We start from the raw sequence: 17649 nt of genomic DNA on the forward strand, positions 1-17649 counted from the left end.
AGAATCGCCAGTATTCCAGGCCTAGTCGCCACAATGAGAGCACTCCAGTTTAGAGACGCCCGGCCCTGTCGCAGAAGTCCCATCGACTAGTTGCGCAAAACAATAGATATCCTCCCTGAGCTTCGGCCGCTTCTTCCGAACTCAGGTAGGCCTCCACTGACGTGGCAGCAACTGATCAATCCCACTCGCCCGCTGCGCCAACGCTATTCAAACCACCCCCACCCATAAATTCCGATAAGTGGGATCCAATTCACACATCCCTCGCGAACTTTTCCCCCTTTCTTTGTACTAACCTATTCGGCGATTTGATGGCTAAGTAATGGCATTTTCTCAATATGGAAATAAGAGCTGACGTTCTATCTCCAGTCAGCCAGCCAGCCTGATGATCGCATGTCGACAGTAATGAGCGAGCACCCAGCGCCGGTTACTGCCGCATGTCCTTAATGCCCGCTGCAACGAGACTACGAAAATGGACGTTCGACAATTCGCCTTCCTGGCCCGCCAACCTTCTGCTGCCCTGAAGCCGCGAAACGCGTTCTTAGGCCTGCCCAAGCGCGGGCTGGCGTTGATCCTCGCCAATGCGTTGTTCTGGCAGCCGCTGCTGGCCCAGGCCGAGGGCATCGTGGTCAGCGCGCCGGGCACTACCGTGGGCGCGGCGGGCAACGGCGTGCCGGTGGTGAATATCGCCACGCCGAACGGCGCGGGTCTGTCTCATAACCAGTTCAAGGACTACAACGTCGGCCCCAACGGCGTGATCCTTAACAATGGCAACGGCCCCATGGTCAACACCCAACTGGGTGGGATCATTGTCGGTAACCCCAACCTCAAGGGCGGCGCGGCCAGCGTCATCCTCAACGAAGTCAACGGCGGCAGCGCCAGTCAGTTGCGCGGTTATACCGAAGTGGCGGGGCAGTCGGCCAAGGTCATCGTGGCTAACCCGTATGGTGTGACGTGCAGCGGTTGCGGCTTTATCAACACGCCCAACGTCACCCTGACCACCGGCAAGCCGGTCATCGACCCAACCGGCCAGTTGAAAAGCTACCAGGTCGATGGCGGCGCCGTGACCATCGACGGCGAAGGCTTGAACGCCAGCAACGTCGAGCGCTTCGACATCATCACTCGCTCCGCCAAAATCAACGCTCAGATCAACGCCCGCGAACTCAACGTGATCGCCGGGCGCAACGACGTCGATGCGCAAAGCCTGAAAACCACCGTGCGCGCCGATGACGGCAGCGCCAAACCCGAGCTGGCGATCGACTCGTCGGCCCTGGGCGGCATGTACGCCGGCGCGATCAAGCTGGTGGGCACCGAGGCCGGTGTGGGCGTGAAGCTCGACGGTACGCTCGCCGCCAGTGGCGGCGATATCCAACTCGACGCCAACGGGCGCCTGAGCATGGCGCAGGCGGCGGCCACCGGTAACGTCAACGTCAGCGCACAGACCGTCGACCTCACCGACAAGGTCTACGCCAACGGCAACGTGCGACTGAGCAGCGCCCAGGACCTGGTCAACCGCAAGAGCATCGCCGCCGGCCAGCGCATCGAGATCAACGCGGCCAGCGTGAACAACCCCGGCATCATCGAAGCCGGCGTCGCCGCCGATAACACCCGCAACACCACCGGCGACCTGGTGGTGAACGCACAAACCGTCACTACCAGCGGCAACCTGCTGGCCAGCCGAGGCCTGGCGATTACCGCCGCGCAAGCGCTGACCAACCAGGGCGCGATCATCCAGGCCAAGAACATCGAGGTCAGCAGCGCCAAGCTCACCAACCAGGGCGCCACCGCGCGCCTGTTCGGCGAGCAGAGCCTGGTGATCAGCTCGCCGGCCATCGTCAACCTCGGCGGCCTGATCCGCTTCGGCGAAGGCCAGGCCGCCACGCTCAACAGCGCCTCCCTGGACAACCGCCAGGGCCGTATCGAAATGGCCGGCGGCAGCCTCGCGCTGACCAGCGCCGACCTTAACAACAACGGCGGGCAAGTCATCGCCAACGACCTCACCGTCAACGCCGGCAACCTGAACAACCAGAACGGTGTACTGGTAGCCAAAACCGCGACCGTCAATGCCAGCGACCTCGACAACAGCCTCAAGGGCCTGATCCAGGCCGACGGCGGCGCGCTCAACCTGAGCGTCGCCAACACCTTCAACAACAACCAGGGTTTTGCCCAGGCCAGCACCGATCTAAACGTTACAGCCGGCACCCTCGGCAGCAACGCAGACGGCGTGCTGAGCGCCGACACCGGCAAGCTCACGCTGACCGCCGCGCAACAGCTCAACAACGCCCAGGGTCGCCTGCAGGCCGGGCAGGGCGATATCGACCTGCACGCCGCCAGCCTGGATAACCAGGGCGGCACGATCGTCGGCAAGCAACTGCTGCTCGACGTGGCTGGTGGCGACATCGACAACCGCGCCGGGCGCGTGTTGGGCGACCGCCTCGACGTACGCGCTTCCGGCCTCGACAACCGCAACGCCGGCCTGCTCGCCGGTGGCGCCCAGGGCGTAAGCCTGCTGCTCAAAGGCCCGGGCCAATTGCTCAATGCCCAGGGCCGCATCCAGAGCGAAGGCCTGCTGCAACTGCAGGGCGAGCGCTTCGACAACAGCGCCGGCATCCTGCTGGGCCAGACCGTCGACGTCACCGCGCAGACCTTCAACAACAGCGACAAAGGCGCACTGGTCAGCGATGGCGGCGACGTGGTGCTCAAGGTCAGCGACCTGCTCACCAACGTCGGCGGCCAGATCGACGCGGGCGAACGCAGCGTGCTGGTCAAGCAACTCACCACCCTCAATAACGACGGCGGCACCCTGCGCGGCAAGCGCCTGGACATCGCCGCGCAGCAGCTGAACAACGACAACGGCCAACTGCTGGCCGGCGCCGAAGGCGTGACCTACAGCGGCCAGGACCTGAGCAACCGCAAGGGCCTGATCCTCAGCAGCGGCGCCCCCACCGTGCTCACCACCACCCGCCTGCACAACCAGGGCGGCACCGTGCAGGGCGACAGCCTGACCGTCACCGCCAACAGCGTCGATAACGGCAGCGGCGGCCTGATGGCAAGCCTGGTCGGCAACCTGCAACTGACTGTCGAAACCCTGGCCAACCGTGGCGGCAAACTGTTCGGCAAAGAACACGTGACCGTCAGCGGCGCCACCCTCGACAACAGCGCGGGCGGTCAGGTCAGCGGCAATCAGATCAGCCTGACCTCACGTGACACCCTCACCAACCAGGGCGGTCTGATCGAGGCCAACCAGGGCCTGACCCTCACCGGCGGCAACCTGGATAACAGCGCCAGCGGGCAACTGCGCGCCCTGGGCGGCGCCAGCAGCAGCGTCAACCTCAGCGGTGCGTTGAACAACCAGAACGGCACCCTGGAATTCGGCAGCCAGGCCTTCAGCCTCGACGCCGCCAGCCTCAACAACCAGAACGGCATGCTGCAACACGCCGGCACCGGCCTGTTCCACCTCAACACCGCCAGCCTCTCCGGCAGCCAGGGCAATATCCAGGGCATGGGCAGCGCCGACTGGGCCTTCGGCAACGTCGACGGCCTGGGCCGCGTGCAACTCAACGATGTGCTCACCTACAAGAGCGACCAGGCGCTGGCCCTCAAGGCCGGTGACCGCATGGCCAGCGCCAAGGGCTTGATCCTCAACGTGGCCAGCCTGGACAACGGCGGCGAGTTGCTCAGCGACGGTGACATCAGCATCACCACCGGCGATATGAGCAACAGCGGCCGCGTCTCGGCCCTGCAAACACTCACCGTCGCCGCCAACAACCTCAGCCAGAACGGCGGCCGCCTGGCCGCCACCAATACCCGCCTGACCCTGGGCGGCACCCTGGACAACCTCGGTTTCCTCACCGCCCGCCAGCAACTGGATATCGCCGCCGCGCAAATCAACAACCGTGGCACCCTCGGTGCCCAGGGCGCGGTGAACCTCACGGCGGTCAACGGCATCACCAATGCCGCCGATTCGCTGCTGTTCAGCGGCGGCGACATGACCTTGCGCAGCAATGGCTTCAGCAACAGCTATGGCGACGTCTACAGCAAAGGCAACTTGAGCTTCGCCGCCCGCGATGGCGGGCGCGCCGTGCTGTTCAGCAACCGCTCCGGCACCGTGGAAAGCGAAGGCTCGATCGGCATCAATGCAGGCTTTATCGAAAACGCCAAGGACGAATTCGAACTCGGGCAGACGCTCACCACCGGCAGCCTGTATTGGGTTTGTTCGCAACACTGCGGCGAGAAAGACGACTGGGAACGTGGCGAGATCACCATCTACGAAACGTACCTTGAGGCGGCGACCAAGGATTCAGTATCGGCGCGCCTGGTGGCCGGCAAAAACATGCTGCTGCAAGGCGACAATGTGCAGAACCGCTACAGCCTGATGGCCGCCAATGGCGACCTGAGCATCACCGCCGGTGACCTGCTCAATCAAGGCGCCGCCACGCGCACGGGGCAACGCAAAATTGTCGTCAACACGCCGGGGCACGTTCCCGACGATTTGTTTGAGCGCATGCGCTATGTCGACGTTCCCGCGTTCAATGCGGCCACGGCGGCGGGCAATTTCGATAAGGCGCGCTTCGAAGAACTGAAAAGCCGCTCACCCAATAGCCGGCCTTTCGTCCATTCAAGCGACGTCACCACCTGGACCGACAACGGCGGCCCCGGTTACGACGCCACCCTGCAGGCGGGCGGCACGGTCAACCTCAACGTCGCCCGCACCCTGCAAAACGGCACGCTGCACAACAACACCCTGGCCCAGTTGACCGGCACCCTCGGCGACGACCAGACCGGCATCCCCGTCGGCGGCATCAACATCAACCTGAGCAAACACGCCAACGACCCGAGCGCCCAGGCCCCCGGCAGCGTCTTGCCCGTCGTAGGCGTGGCCCCCGGCGGCGGCTTCGTTCCGGTGGACTACACCGGCACCGCCTTCGCCCCGGTCGACCCCACCACCTCGCCCACCTTCCAACTGCCCAAGGGCGAGTATGGCCTGTTCGTCAAAAACGCCGACCCCACCAGCCATTACCTGATCGAGACCAACCCCGAGTTCACCTCGGTGTCCGGCTTCTTCAGCTCCGACTACATGCTCGGCAAACTCGGCTTCAACGCCGACAACGCCTGGCGCCGCCTCGGTGACGGCCAGTACGAAACCCGCCTGATCCGCGACGCCGTCCTCGCGCAAACCGGCCAACGCTTCCTCGCCGGCGGCCTGTACAGCGACGCCGACCAGTTCCGCTACCTGATGGACAACGCGCTGGCCAGCAAAGACGCCCTGCGCCTGAGCCTCGGCGTGGCCCTCACCGGCCAGCAAGTCGGCGCCCTGACCCACGACATCGTGTGGATGGAAAACCGCGTCATCGACGGCCAGACCGTGCTCGTGCCGGTGCTGTACCTGGCCCAGGCCGACTCGCGCAACGTGCGCGGCAACAGCCTCATCCAAGGCCGCGACCTCAACCTGGTCACCGGCGGCGACCTGATCAACGTCGGCACCCTGCGCGCCAGCAACAACCTCTCCGCCATCAGCAGCGGCAGCATCTACACCGGCGGTCTGGTCGAAGCCGGCAACAACCTCAACCTGCTGGCCCAAGACAGCATCCGCAACGCCATGGCCGGCGAAATCCGCGGCAAACAAGTCAGCCTCACGGCCCTCAAGGGCGACATCACCAACGAAACCACCGCCATTCAGGTACGTGACGGCGCCGGCATGCGCACCCTCACCGACACCAGCGCCGGCACCATCGTCGCCCGCGAAAACCTCGCCATCGACGCCGGCCGCGACCTCACCAACCGAGGCGCGCTGACAGCGGGCAACGACGCCAACCTTACCGCCGGCCGCGACCTCAATTTAGTCGCCGCCAGTGATACTCGCGTGAAGCACGAATTCAGCGACGGCGGGCACAAATCCAGCATCACCACCGACGTCAAAAACCTCGCCGCCAGCGTCACGGCGGGCGGCAACCTCAACCTGCAGGCCGGGCAAGACGTCAACATCATCGGCAGCACCGCCACCGCCGGCAAAGACCTCAACATCGCCGCCGGCCGCGACCTCAACGTCGCGTCGGTCAGCGACATGCACAATGTTGAGGGCAAGGAAAAGGACGGCAAAAAACGCATCAAGACCTCGGACGACCAGACCACGCAAGTGGCGAGCGTACTGACGGCGGGAGGGGATTTTGTCAGCCAGGCGGGGCGTGATACCACGATTGTGGCGAGCAGGATCAGTGCGGGGAATGAGGCTTATCTGTATAGCGGGGATAAGTTGAGTTTGTTGGCGGCGCAGAACAGCACCTACAGCCTTTACGACATGAAGGAGAAGGGGGGCTGGGGCGCGAAGAAGACCAAGCGTGATGAGGTGACCCGCGTCACGAATGTGGGGACTGAGATCAAGACTGGTAGCGATTTGTCGCTGGTTAGTGGCGGTGATCAGCTATATCAGCGGGCCAAGCTCGAGAGTGGTAAGGACCTCTCGTTGATCAGCGGAGGGGCAGTAACGTTCGAGGCGGTCAAGGACCTGCATCAGGAAAGTCATGAGAAAAGCAAAAGTGACTTAGCGTGGAACAGCTCCAAGGGGAAGGGCAACACCGATGAAACTCTGCGTCAGACGGCATTAATTTCCCAAGGTGATTTGGTCGTTAAAGCGGTAAATGGCCTGCACATTGATGTAAAGCAAATTAATCAGAACACCATCAGCCAAACCATCGACACCATGGTGAAGGCAGACCCACAGCTTGCGTGGCTTAAAGACGCTGAAAAGCGGGGCGATGTCGATTGGCGGCTTGTGAAGGAAACGCATGATTCCTTCAAGTACAGCCATTCCGGCATGGGCACTGGTGCGATGCTTGTCGTGATCATCGTTGTGACGGTCTTGACGGCCGGTAGCGGAGCAGCGGCGGCAGCCGGGGCATCTGCCAGCGCAGGCGCAACGAGCGCAGCAACGGCGGCGGGGTTGAGTGCGACTACCGCAGCGACCATAGGTACTGCTGCTGGTGCCGCTGCATCTGCCAGCTACACGGCGATGATTACTCAGAGTGTCGTCAGCGGGATCAATAACAAAGGTAACTTGAGCGATACATTCAAGGACGTTACTTCAAGCGATAGCCTCAAGGGTTATCTCGCATCAGGAATCGCTGCAGGTTTTGCTGCAGGTGTACTCGACAAAGCCTATTCGGTATCGCCCGAGGAGGCAGGTTCTGCTACCCATGGCTTCAATTTGGGGGAGATGGAGGGTTTCACAAAATTTGCGAGCTACACCTTGGCGCAACAAGGTTTCGGTGCGGTCACTAACACCGCACTCAATGGCGGTAGTTTGAGTGAGACCCTTACTCAAGCAGGTATTAGTTCGATAGCCAACGTGCTGAGTGCGTCTGTCTATAACAAATTGGGTACCCAGTTAGAGTTCACGGGAATTCCTGCGAAGGTAGGTGCCCATGCCATTGTGGGTGGTTTGCTCGCAGAGGCAGCGGGCGGCAGTTTCAAGTCTGGCGCTTTAGCCGCCGGAGCCAATGAAGCGTTCGTCACGGCCTTGGGCGACTCGATTTTTGACGGGCCGATGCACGACCAGTTGCTGGCAATGACCTCTCAACTGATTGGTGTGACGGTTAGTGCCGCGACGGGCGGTTCCGACAAGGATCAAGCCGTCGCCGGATGGATCGCTCAGCAAGCGACATCCTTCAACAGCCTTGATCACCCAACAGCCGAAAAGCTGCTTAATGAGTTGGATGGTTGTCGAGCCAGCACAGGGTGCTCTGACGGAAAAATCCGCAGCATTATTAAAAAGTATGAGGAACTTTCAGCATCGCGCTCCGCAGCAATCAGTGCCTGTGAATCCCGCGAATGTGCAGAAAGCATCAGGTCTGCAACGATCAAGATGGATGATCCCGTTGCGCAAAAACTCCTGGATACGTTCAAGCACACGGTGTCTTACGACATGTACGGGATGCTTGTTGGGAACCCTAAAAAACCTGCTTCTCCCGCTCAAGGTGTAGACCCATGGGGCGCGACCTATGCGACTGACGATGAAATTATCTTCGCCAAGTATATACAAGAGAAATGGCTTACCCCTGCTGAGGAAACGCACCTAAACGAGTGGATGAAAAAAACTACCTGGCTTGAAAGAGCAGCAGGTAAAGCGCTGGATGCATCGGAAAGGGCTGCGATGCTCGTTAACCTGGGTAATGCGTTGGTTACCGAGAACTGGTTGAATAAGGTTCCGGTGGGTAAAGCGACGGCGGGTGTCGGCGATAAAGGGGCTGGTATCTCAGCAGACGCGGATGGATTCGGTGTTTATCCTAAAGCTCCGCCAACGGTGGAAACGCCTAAAACAGAGCAGTATTTCAGAGTCGAAGGCGGGGGCGCCGGAGCCGCAACTAGCCAGAACCGCCTCACGGCAAATGCTGATGGGAGTATTAGTATCAATCCCGGTTGCACTGGTCAGCTCTGCGTCAGCGTGGGGGACGCCGCTCACGCTAACTACTACTTAACAAACAAACGCCCGGATGGCACTGTAGTTGTATTTGATGTCGATGCTAAACTCCATAGTGAAATTATGGCTAACGCAGTTCCTCAACGTCCGATTCCAGGAGTCAACCGAGACCCGTCAGCGCCTAAGATTGTAGATCCGACCAAGCCTGGGACAGCGCTGGAGCTTCCTAAGGTGTGGGAATCATTGCTTGAAAAGCACTCAAGCAACGCCCGCGTTTACTCTCATGAAGAATTTTTAAAGGAGTTCGGGAATTGAATTTAAATAAAGAAGTGCTTGATGATTTATGGTCTGGTGAGAAAAGTATCTGTTTTTTTGTAAGTGGTGCTAAGTGTTATTGGGTTTTGGATTATAAGTATAACTTTTCATTGGATGCAGAAAAAGACTATCGCGCATATTTGGATAAAGGGCATATTACCCAGGCGCAGTATGAAGAAGCGTGTAGGGTGTTCCGTGGTGGAATTTTAAAGTTGACAGCCGATAATTTTCCACAGTATCTAAATAGTGTTAGTGAAAGCGTGTTGACGGGTGAAGACCTTTCAAAAATTTTTGAGCTGGATGACGACTGTAGTTTGCCCCGGCTGTTGAAAGAGGTTGAGGGCTACTTTTTGTCAGGCGCGAGTTTGAGTGCGGATATATTCGGTCTTGTTGGGCGTATAGCGTCTAGGTTGCCCGTATTCTATATTAATTTTGATAGAAGAATATATATGCATATGGATCAAGACCGATTCCACGAGGAACTCTCATATTCTGATTGGATATCCAAGTGTTCAGATTTTAGTTTTTTAATACCAGATGCTGAGAGGTATTGGATGAAGAGCGGTGATCTCTGGAAGTTTCGCTATGTTTAGTCGTGGCGTTGAGGCGATTTATACGTGAATCTGACACAAAAATGGCCTTTCGTCGTGCTATAACTAAGGTGGGCGTTAAGATTTGATGGGCGAAGTTGCGTTTACTTAGGGGGTAAGTCTTTTGGGGTTAGTTTTCAAGTTCGCCTAACTTTCAAGAGTGTTATATATGGAAAAAATTTTCGTAGTTTTTTGCACTATATTTCTGCTGGGTGGCTGCGTAACACAAGACCTGAGCATTGAAAACCGCCATAAAATCACGACTGTCACTATTTTGCCTGCCTCGTTTTCGGAGCAGCAGTTCAAATACACGAGTATGGATCAAGCCTGGGGGGCCGGCTTAGGTGCCGGTGCCGGAGCGGCTGTGGGAATGGCATCGGATTCTTCCAAAGTCGCTACCAGTGCTATGGCTGGCGTGGGTGTGGTAGCGGGCGCGAAAGTAGCTGATGGTGGAGTTTTAAGTCCACGGCAGGCAATTTTGTTGAATTTGCAGCGCAACAAAATAGATCCAGGGAAGTTGTTTAAGCAGCAGATGGAAGCGCGGATAAGTGCTGAGCATTTATTCAAAGTTGTTTCGGAGGACAGCCGGGCCGATGCGCATATAGAATTCGTCGTGTCAGAATGGGGCTTTGCCTTAAAAAACTACAGTGCAGAGCTTTATCCCACAGTGGGCATTGTAGCGACCATGAAGCTCGGCGACGCAGTAGTTTGGAGGAATTTCGAAACTGTCACAGCGTTCAGTGAGGGAAATGTCCAGGCGTATACACCTCAAGAGTACTCAATAAATCCTGAAGCTCTCCGTAGCACTTTGCAGAATGCTTTCGAGTTAGTGATAGCTAAACTAATAGCTGATTTGAAACAATAGACGCTATAAGACGTATGGAGAAAAGGGTGCGAGAAAAGGGTGCAGATTTATTTAAATTAGAGTTTAAAGGCGCATTAAATAAATCTGTCCCCTTTTGTTCTTGGCGGATAATCATATGTTTGAAGTCGAAGTTGTTTTTAGCGAAGGCTTGTACGCTAGCTCGCCAGATGTATGGCGGCGATTGGTGCAGCAGCTCAATCACTTTAAGGAATCCGAGGTGATTGATGGATTCACCGGCAAAAAAATGTTATTTGGTGAGGTTTTGCGCTACTTGGAACAAAATAAGCGCAAAAGTTTTTTTGTTGAGTTTGCGGGTGGTTCTATCGAATTTTCGCTTGTGGCGGATAAAGAACTGTGCCGATTAGATATAAAGAGTTTCGCAAATTCTCTTGAGATGGCGCACTCGTTGATTGCTTCATTAATAGATGAGCCAGCTTTCGTTCAGGCTCGAGTTTATGATGCTGAATATGATTGGTGGCAAAATGCCGAGAATATCACACTCTTCGAAGTGGCCAATGTTGAGCACTCCCATCTACCTAAAAAAAGCAATGGATTACCTTTTCCGCTTACCCAAGAGGTTGTAGATATATCAAATAATCCTGGGCGCTGGGTTTTGAGGAAAGGTTATATAGAGGCGGTTGGTGCGCCAATGTGGGTTGGTAAGTCTTTGCTTAAATCATTAGGCGTGGACGAAAAAGAGTTGATGAATGTCGACTGTTTTTTCGTAAAAGATTTGGGTGATGTTTTGAAGGTTGTTGCTTGCGAGCAGTGTTTTACAGCGGATGTAGGAATCCAGGCTGAAAGGCAAGTCATGCTGAGAAAGATTTTATTTAAAGTGTGAAATCTAGAGCCGTGCAATGAAAGCGAGCTGAATAAGGGGCTGAGAGGAAGTAAACGGAGAAAAGGACAGATTTATTTAAATTAGAGTTGAGAGACCTATTAAGTAATTCTGTCCCCTTTTGTTGTGTTTAATTACATGGGGGGCGATTTGTGTCGGACAAACAAGTATATGAGCTAACGGCTGATGATCTTGATCGCTATAGCGTTTGGTTTTTTCCGATGGGCGACACCGTGGAGGATGAATTAACTGTACGCCCCCTCGTCGAACAGGAAACGTGCTCAGACTTTCAGATTGTCGTTCGAGCTGATTTTTTTGGTGAAAGTGGCGCTGTGTATCGCGGTTATTTATATTGGGACTCCAATGCCGCAATTGAATACTTAAAACCTGTTGTATTGTCTGATAAGGGAGGCGCCGTAAGTTTTTGGAGCGGTATAGTAACTCCAGTGTGGGAAAGTTCGGAGTTTGCCGGTTCGATTAGATCCGAGCTGCCTATTTCTTATGCCTCAGAACCGGTTTTTGGTCTTCCTTCCATTTGCGGAAAGCTGGAGGGACTTTATTATCTTTCTGATGATCAGGTGTGCTGCGTTAAATGACGCGAGAAAAAGGGGGCTGATTTATTTAAATTTGCGCCGGGAGCTATTAAATAAACCTGTCCCCTTTTGTTCTCTTTTGTTCTTTTGCAGCATGCTTTCGAGCTAATGACTGATGTGAAAAAACAAGGGCGGAAAAGAGAATGGAATACACACTTGAAATTCGTGAACTCATCAACCATATCACTTCTGCTGAACTGTACGAGGGTGATTACGGGAGCCGCCTGGTTGACCATGAATCTATACTGAGTGGGGTTGATGCAGCGGACCGCGACAGTGTTCCTGTAGACTATCTGGCTTTTCTAGGCGCCTTTGGATTTGGCGATTTAGACAGCGCGCTTTATATCGAAGACGGTCCGGCTAAATACGCTGCTATCGCCGGATGTGATGTGGATGCTTATAGTCGGATGTATGTGTTTGCGGCTACTACCAGTGATGTATTTTATGCTTTTGATGTAGGTAATAATTGGTCGATAGTAGAGATTGATTCGGAAATCGATGAGGTGGCGGTGTTGGCCGATAACTTTTCAAGCTTCATCCGTAATCAGCTGATTGTGGTGAAAGGTTATGTCGATTGGCGCGCGGAGCAATAAGACGCTGTCAGGTGGGGGATGAGATTAAAAAGGGACGGATTTATTTAGTTTGCGCTGATCACGCACAAAGCGGGCGACACCAAGGTCGCCCGATTTTCACTCAGGACGGATCGGCATTAAGCCTGCGACTGATGACATCCAGCAAATCACACCCATCGCGCAGCGGAATGGCCAGCAAGTGGGCGAAGTCTGAAAGCACTACGGCATCGCTGCTGAGTTGTTCGCGAAAGGCCAGGTTTTCCAGCAGTTGGGTGACGGCCCGAATGCGGTGCACGGCGGCGTCGTGAAGGACGTCGAGAGGTGCCTGGGTGTCGATGATCAGCGCTGGGACGGTGCAGTCGTGGCCGGTTAGGGGCATGTATCGATTCATCATTAAGCTCTCTGGATTATTGAGGGCTCGTTCTTCGGGTCGCCAAACCCGGTCGCCTTTTGGGCGACCGCCGGACTATAAGCCGCACCACCAAACCCACGCAAGGCATCAAAATGCCGCCCCGTCGAAGAGTGCCCCCAACCGCTAATGTCTTCCCACTCATTGTCGACGAACAAACGCATCACTAATACGCCAATCCACAAGCCCCACCCCAAACATTAAAGGACCAATGTGAAAAACCTTCTCCTGATCCTCCTCACCACCCTCATCCTCGGCGGTTGCGTCAGCCACCCCCTCACTCCCGAAAACCGCGCGCAGATCAAGACCGTCAACGTCCTGCCCGTGAAGTGGGAAAAGAACATGGTGTACTTCGGTCGTGAACAAGCTTGGGGCGCTGCGTTGGGTGCCGGACTGGGCGCGGGTGCCGGCATGGCCAGCGGGGCGTCCAAGGTCGGCACTGCGGCGTTGAGCGGTGCCGGGTTTGCCGCCGGGATGAAGCTTGGGCAGTTGGCCGAGATGCCGACGCCGGTGGCCATTCTGGCGGTGATGGAGGCGGAAAAACTCGATGTAGGCGTGTTGCTCAAGCAGGGCTTTGTCGATGCGCTGGGCAAGACTTCGACGCTCAAGGTGGTCGGCGACGATGAACCGGCCGATGCGCAGATCCAGTTGACCGTGTCCGAGTGGGGCTTTCGCCTGACCCAGGGTTTCAGCAGCGTGATTTACCCTACCCTCAGCGTGGTGGCGCAGATGAATCGCGGCGATGAAATGATCTGGCGCACCTTTGAAACGGTGACGCCATTCAATGGCCAGAACGTTTATGGCTACACGCCGCTCACCTATCGCACAGACCCGGAGGCCTTGCGTCGGGCACTGACCGGGATTACGCAGATTTCTGCGCAGTATCTGGTGAAGGAGCTCAAGTAGGTCTGATGGTGAGGTAACGCGGTTGGTTGGTGCGGGCGTGATGGTGAACGCTCAGGCACCGTGTGTTTCTGGTTGCTCGCGTTATCGTTGGGGATCTTCGCGAGCAAGCTCGCTCCTACGGGATTGGGGGCGTGTTGAATGGCTTTGAACATTTTGTTTATCTCGATGTCCTTACCCCGCCCACCCGCAACCGGTCGGGCTGCATGGACTGCAGCGTTTTCAAATGACATTAAGGATTGATGTGAACCTCTCCCTATTACGGCCTCCTGTCTGCCACCGCCTGCGGTGCACCGGCTCGCGCCTGCGATTCCCAGGGACGCCGGGAGAGCCTCATTCGGATTGATTGATCCTTTCGCACAGCACACCTACTGCTGCCGGGCGTATTGGCGGCGTTGACTGTAGTTCATGGAGTTTGAAATGAAGCGCAAGCAGTTCCAGAAAAGTCTGTTGGCAATCATGGTCGGGGCAATCAGCACGCAGGTGCTGGCAGTCGAGTTCGACCTGGGGCAGGGCAAGAATATTTGGGCCAATGAGACGTTTAACGAGCCGGTCACCATTACCGGCAAGTTTTCCCGGGTGGTCGATTCCAGCACCACTGATCCCGCCGGTCTCGGCTTTGTGAACACCAACATTCAAGGCTCGCTGATCAACCGCGCGGACATCACGCTGGACTCACAGGGCAAAACCATTCGTGCGATTGCCATCGACCCGATGTTCTGGTCTGGCCCTTCCAATCTGACTCCCGGCACCATCACCGGGGATGTGGTTCAGGCGGGCAATATCCTGATGAACCATGGCGCCTATGAAGGGCTTGAAATCGGTACCACCACCATTGGCGGCAGTGTTATCAACTCCGGCACCATCCGCTCTACACCTCCCGTGGGTACCGTGACGACGCCCGGCTACCTGGGCGGCGGCGAAGGCATTTACTTGCACGGCACCACCATTGCGGGCGACGTCTCCAACACCGGTGTGATCGACATGGCCGGTCCGGATGCGATTGGCTTGATCCTTGACGTCAGCGGCGACACGCCGACCACCATCGGCGGCAAGCTGTTGAACTCGGGTTCGATTATCGCCACCGGTGATGGCGCCTGGGGCATGGAAGTGGAAACCGACACCAACCCCCTGCGTATTGAAAACAGCGGCCTGATTTCCGCCACTGGCAATGAGGCGAGGGGGCTGAGCTTTTTCTCCGGCACCGTCGATTACATTCTCAACACCGGCACCATTGAAGCCAAGGGCGCGTCGGCCAATGCCTTCTATCTTTTCGGCGCCAGCTTTGCGCAGAACAGCGCCACAGGCGCACGGGGTATCGTCAACCGTGGACTCATCGCGGCGGACGGCACGGCGATCCAGGTGGATGCGGCCAGGCAGGTCGCGGCGTTTGAAATCAACCAGCAAGCCGGCGAAATCCGCAGCAACAGCGGCATCGCCGTCGACGCCAACAACCTCGCCAGCCTGAACTGGACCGGCGGCAAAATCACCGGCGACCTGCTCAAACTCAGCGCCGTCAACATCGGCGGTCAGGCGGGTTTCAGCGGTAGCCGTATCATCGCGCCGGTGTCGGTCAACTCGGGTTCGCTGAACCTCTCGGCGCCCGGCACTGCTATCACCGGCGACCTCAATGTGGCCAGCGGTGCGGGCATTGATATGCACCTGGCCGACAGCGTGGTGCCGACCACGCCGTACCTCACCGTCAACGGCACGGCCAATCTGGCTCAAGCTTCCAAGCTGACGGTCAGCGCCAACCCGGGCGACTTCGCGGCGCCTAAAGCCGGCACGCAATACACCTTGCTGCAAGCCACCAACGTGCAGAACAACGGCGTGGCCGTGGCCAGTGCGTCGTCATTGCTGAACGTGCTCAGCTACTCGGCCGACGCGCAGACGGTCAAGGCCGTGGTGGCGGTGAAAAGCGACCAGCAAGTTCAGCAGGAACTGGCGGGTGTCAGCGCGGGTGCGTCGGCCGCGACCGCCGTCAATGTGCTGAAAAACGATGTGCTCGGCGGGCTCAACCAGAACGATCCGGTGTTCCAGAGCCTGGCCAACGCCGGGACTGCGCAGCAACTGGCGCAGCTCGCCGATCAACTCACGCCGGACGTCAACCGTGGCGCCCTCGACGTGGCGCTGTCGGGACAAACCGTGGTCAATGGCGCGATCTTCAACCGCCTCACCGACCAGCGTGAAAGCCACCAAGTCGGTGGTGTGTGGGTGCAGGGCCTGAGCAGCAACATGGATCAGGACGGCCGTGGCGGCAACAACGGTTACTCGGCCAACAGCAGCGGCATGGCGGTGGGCGTGGACGGTCGTGTGAACGACACCACCACCTTGGGCGTGGCGTACAGCTACCTGAATTCGAACATTCATTCGGATCTGGGCAACAAAACCGACGTCGAAGGCCACGCGCTGTCGCTGTACGGCAACTGGGCGCTGCAAAACTGGTTCGTGGATGGCAGCCTCAGCTATGGTCATAACGACAATGACAGCAAGCGCCACGTCGCGGGCACCACGGCCAAGGGCAGTTACGACAGCAATGTGCTGTCGGCTAGCGTGATCGGCGGCTACAGCTTCAAGCCGTCCCAGGCGGTGGTGATCGAGCCGCGTGTGGCTGCGCGCTATGCCAACGTGCGCATGGATGGCTACACCGAGAAAGGTTCGTCGGCGGCCTTGAGCACGTCTTCGCAACGTTATGAAGTGGGCGAACTGGGTGCCGGTGTGCGTTTGGCGGGCAACTTGCCGATGGGCGCGGGCAGCCTGCAACCGGAAGCGACCTTGATGGCCTACCACGACCTGATGGGCGATCGCGTGGCGCAAACCTCCAGCTTCGTCGCCGGTGGTTCGGCGTTTACCGTGACCGGCGCATCGGTGGCGCGTGACAGCTACGAGGCCAGCGTGGGCGTGAACTACCAGGTGTCGGACTTCACCGTCGGCGCCAGCTACACCCGCCAAGCGCGCAGTGGTTTTGATGCCGACGGCGTAATGCTCAAGGCGCGCTACGCCTTCTAAGCCACACCGCAAAACAAAGTGTGGGAGGGGGCTTGCTCCCGATAGCGGTGGGTCAGTCAATGATGTGTTGACTGGCTCGCCGCCATCGGGGGCAAGCCCCCTCCCACACTGATATCAGAGGCATCACGCTCTACGTAAGCAGGTTGAGACAGCGCAAGCTGCCCCGGATTCACGCAAACCAAATGTGGGAGGGGGCTTGCCCCCGATAGCGGTAGACCAGTCAATGATGGGTTGACTGACCACATTGGATCTCCACATTCCAAAGGTTTGTGTTGGATTTCACTACTCGGGCCGAAACACCTTGAGAACCGCTCTCAACCCCGTAAAATGCCGCAGCCGTTGCATCACGGTCTTTCAGGGAAGAATTCAGGCCAGCATAGTGTCCAGGCTGCCTAACTCCTTGGAAAACCCAGCAACGCTGATTTCCTCACCCAAGGAGCACCCTGTGAAGACACTGTCCAAAATCCTGCTGTCGGGCCTCACCGCCGCGGCGCTGCTGACCGTGGCCGGTTGCGCCACCGAGAGCAACCGCGCGATGCCGGTGGAACAGGTCGCCAGCGCCAACGTGGCCTATTCCGGCGTGCGCGTACCGATTGCCGTGGGCAAGTTCGACAACCGCTCCAGCTACATGCGCGGCATCTTCTCCGACGGCGTCGACCGCCTCGGTGGCCAGGCCAAGACCATCCTCATCACCCACCTGCAGCAGACCAACCGCTTCAGCGTGCTGGACCGCGACAACATGGGCGAAATTTCCCAGGAAGCCAAAATCAAAGGCACCGTGCAGAAGCTCAAGGGCGCTGACTATGTGGTGACTGGCGATGTGACCGAGTTCGGCCGCAAAGAAACCGGCGACCGCCAGTTGTTCGGCATCCTCGGCCGTGGCAAGACCCAAGTGGCCTACGCCAAAGTCGCATTGAATATCGTCAACATCAACACCTCCGAAGTGGTGTATTCCACCCAGGGCGCCGGTGAGTACGCGCTGTCCAACCGTGAAGTGATCGGCTTCGGCGGCACCGCCAGCTACGACTCCACCCTCAATGGCAAGGTGCTCGACCTGGCCATGCGCGAAGCGATCAACCGCCTGGTCGACGGCATCAACGCTGGCGCCTGGAACCCGCGTAACTGATCAGCCACACCACAAG

Annotated in this window: 10 protein-coding genes; 9 read left to right on the plus strand and 1 reads right to left on the minus strand. The window is 57.6% G+C overall.

What is annotated here, in order from left to right; all coding sequences use genetic code 11:
* Positions 1-469 precede the first annotated feature (469 nt).
* The 6 genes from MRY17_RS00785 to MRY17_RS00810 all read left to right on the plus strand — a co-directional run bounded on the left by MRY17_RS00785 (position 470) and on the right by MRY17_RS00810 (position 12207).
* Positions 470-8728 carry a DUF637 domain-containing protein gene (locus MRY17_RS00785; protein WP_243353119.1) on the plus strand — a complete coding sequence of 2753 codons (8259 nt, stop codon included), beginning with the start codon at positions 470-472 and terminating at the stop codon, positions 8726-8728.
* Positions 8725-9321, plus strand: coding sequence for a hypothetical protein (locus MRY17_RS00790; RefSeq protein WP_243353120.1), 597 nt, complete (start codon positions 8725-8727; stop codon positions 9319-9321). Before MRY17_RS00785 ends, MRY17_RS00790 begins: the two co-directional genes overlap by 4 nt.
* A 166-nt stretch (positions 9322-9487) precedes the next feature.
* Positions 9488-10183 (plus strand): hypothetical protein, encoded by a 696-nt coding sequence (locus tag MRY17_RS00795; protein ID WP_243353121.1) that lies wholly within the window; start codon positions 9488-9490, stop codon positions 10181-10183.
* Positions 10184-10298: 115 nt separating this feature from the next.
* Entirely contained in the window at positions 10299-11024 is a 726-nt protein-coding gene (locus tag MRY17_RS00800; protein ID WP_243353122.1) for a hypothetical protein, read from the plus strand.
* A 149-nt stretch (positions 11025-11173) separates the two neighbouring features.
* Entirely contained in the window at positions 11174-11617 is a 444-nt protein-coding gene (locus MRY17_RS00805; protein ID WP_243353123.1) for a hypothetical protein, read from the plus strand.
* A gap of 140 nt (positions 11618-11757) precedes the next feature.
* The gene (locus MRY17_RS00810; protein WP_243353124.1) at positions 11758-12207 is read left to right on the plus strand and encodes an SMI1/KNR4 family protein; all 450 of its coding nucleotides are present in this window, start codon (positions 11758-11760) and stop codon (positions 12205-12207) included.
* A 100-nt stretch (positions 12208-12307) separates the two neighbouring features.
* On the opposite strand, the gene MRY17_RS00815 is transcribed toward MRY17_RS00810, so the two are convergent.
* The gene (locus MRY17_RS00815) at positions 12308-12565 is read right to left on the minus strand and encodes a hypothetical protein (protein WP_005783616.1); all 258 of its coding nucleotides are present in this window, start codon (positions 12563-12565) and stop codon (positions 12308-12310) included.
* Between the two features lie 243 nt (positions 12566-12808).
* On the opposite strand from MRY17_RS00815, the gene MRY17_RS00820 reads away from it, so the two are divergent.
* From MRY17_RS00820 to MRY17_RS00830, 3 genes are all read left to right on the plus strand, one after another.
* A complete protein-coding gene (locus MRY17_RS00820; protein WP_065936142.1) occupies positions 12809-13501 on the plus strand; it encodes a hypothetical protein in 693 nt (230 codons plus the stop codon).
* A 417-nt stretch (positions 13502-13918) separates the two neighbouring features.
* On the plus strand, positions 13919-16507 hold the full coding sequence (locus tag MRY17_RS00825; protein ID WP_243353125.1) for an autotransporter outer membrane beta-barrel domain-containing protein: 2589 nt from the start codon (positions 13919-13921) through the stop codon (positions 16505-16507).
* Positions 16508-16952: 445 nt separating this feature from the next.
* Positions 16953-17633 carry a CsgG/HfaB family protein gene (locus tag MRY17_RS00830; protein WP_181283834.1) on the plus strand — a complete coding sequence of 227 codons (681 nt, stop codon included), beginning with the start codon at positions 16953-16955 and terminating at the stop codon, positions 17631-17633.
* Positions 17634-17649 lie beyond the last annotated feature (16 nt).

Source organism: Pseudomonas orientalis (assembly GCF_022807995.1).
In the GTDB taxonomy this organism is placed as follows: Bacteria; Pseudomonadota; Gammaproteobacteria; order Pseudomonadales; family Pseudomonadaceae; genus Aquipseudomonas; species Aquipseudomonas orientalis_B.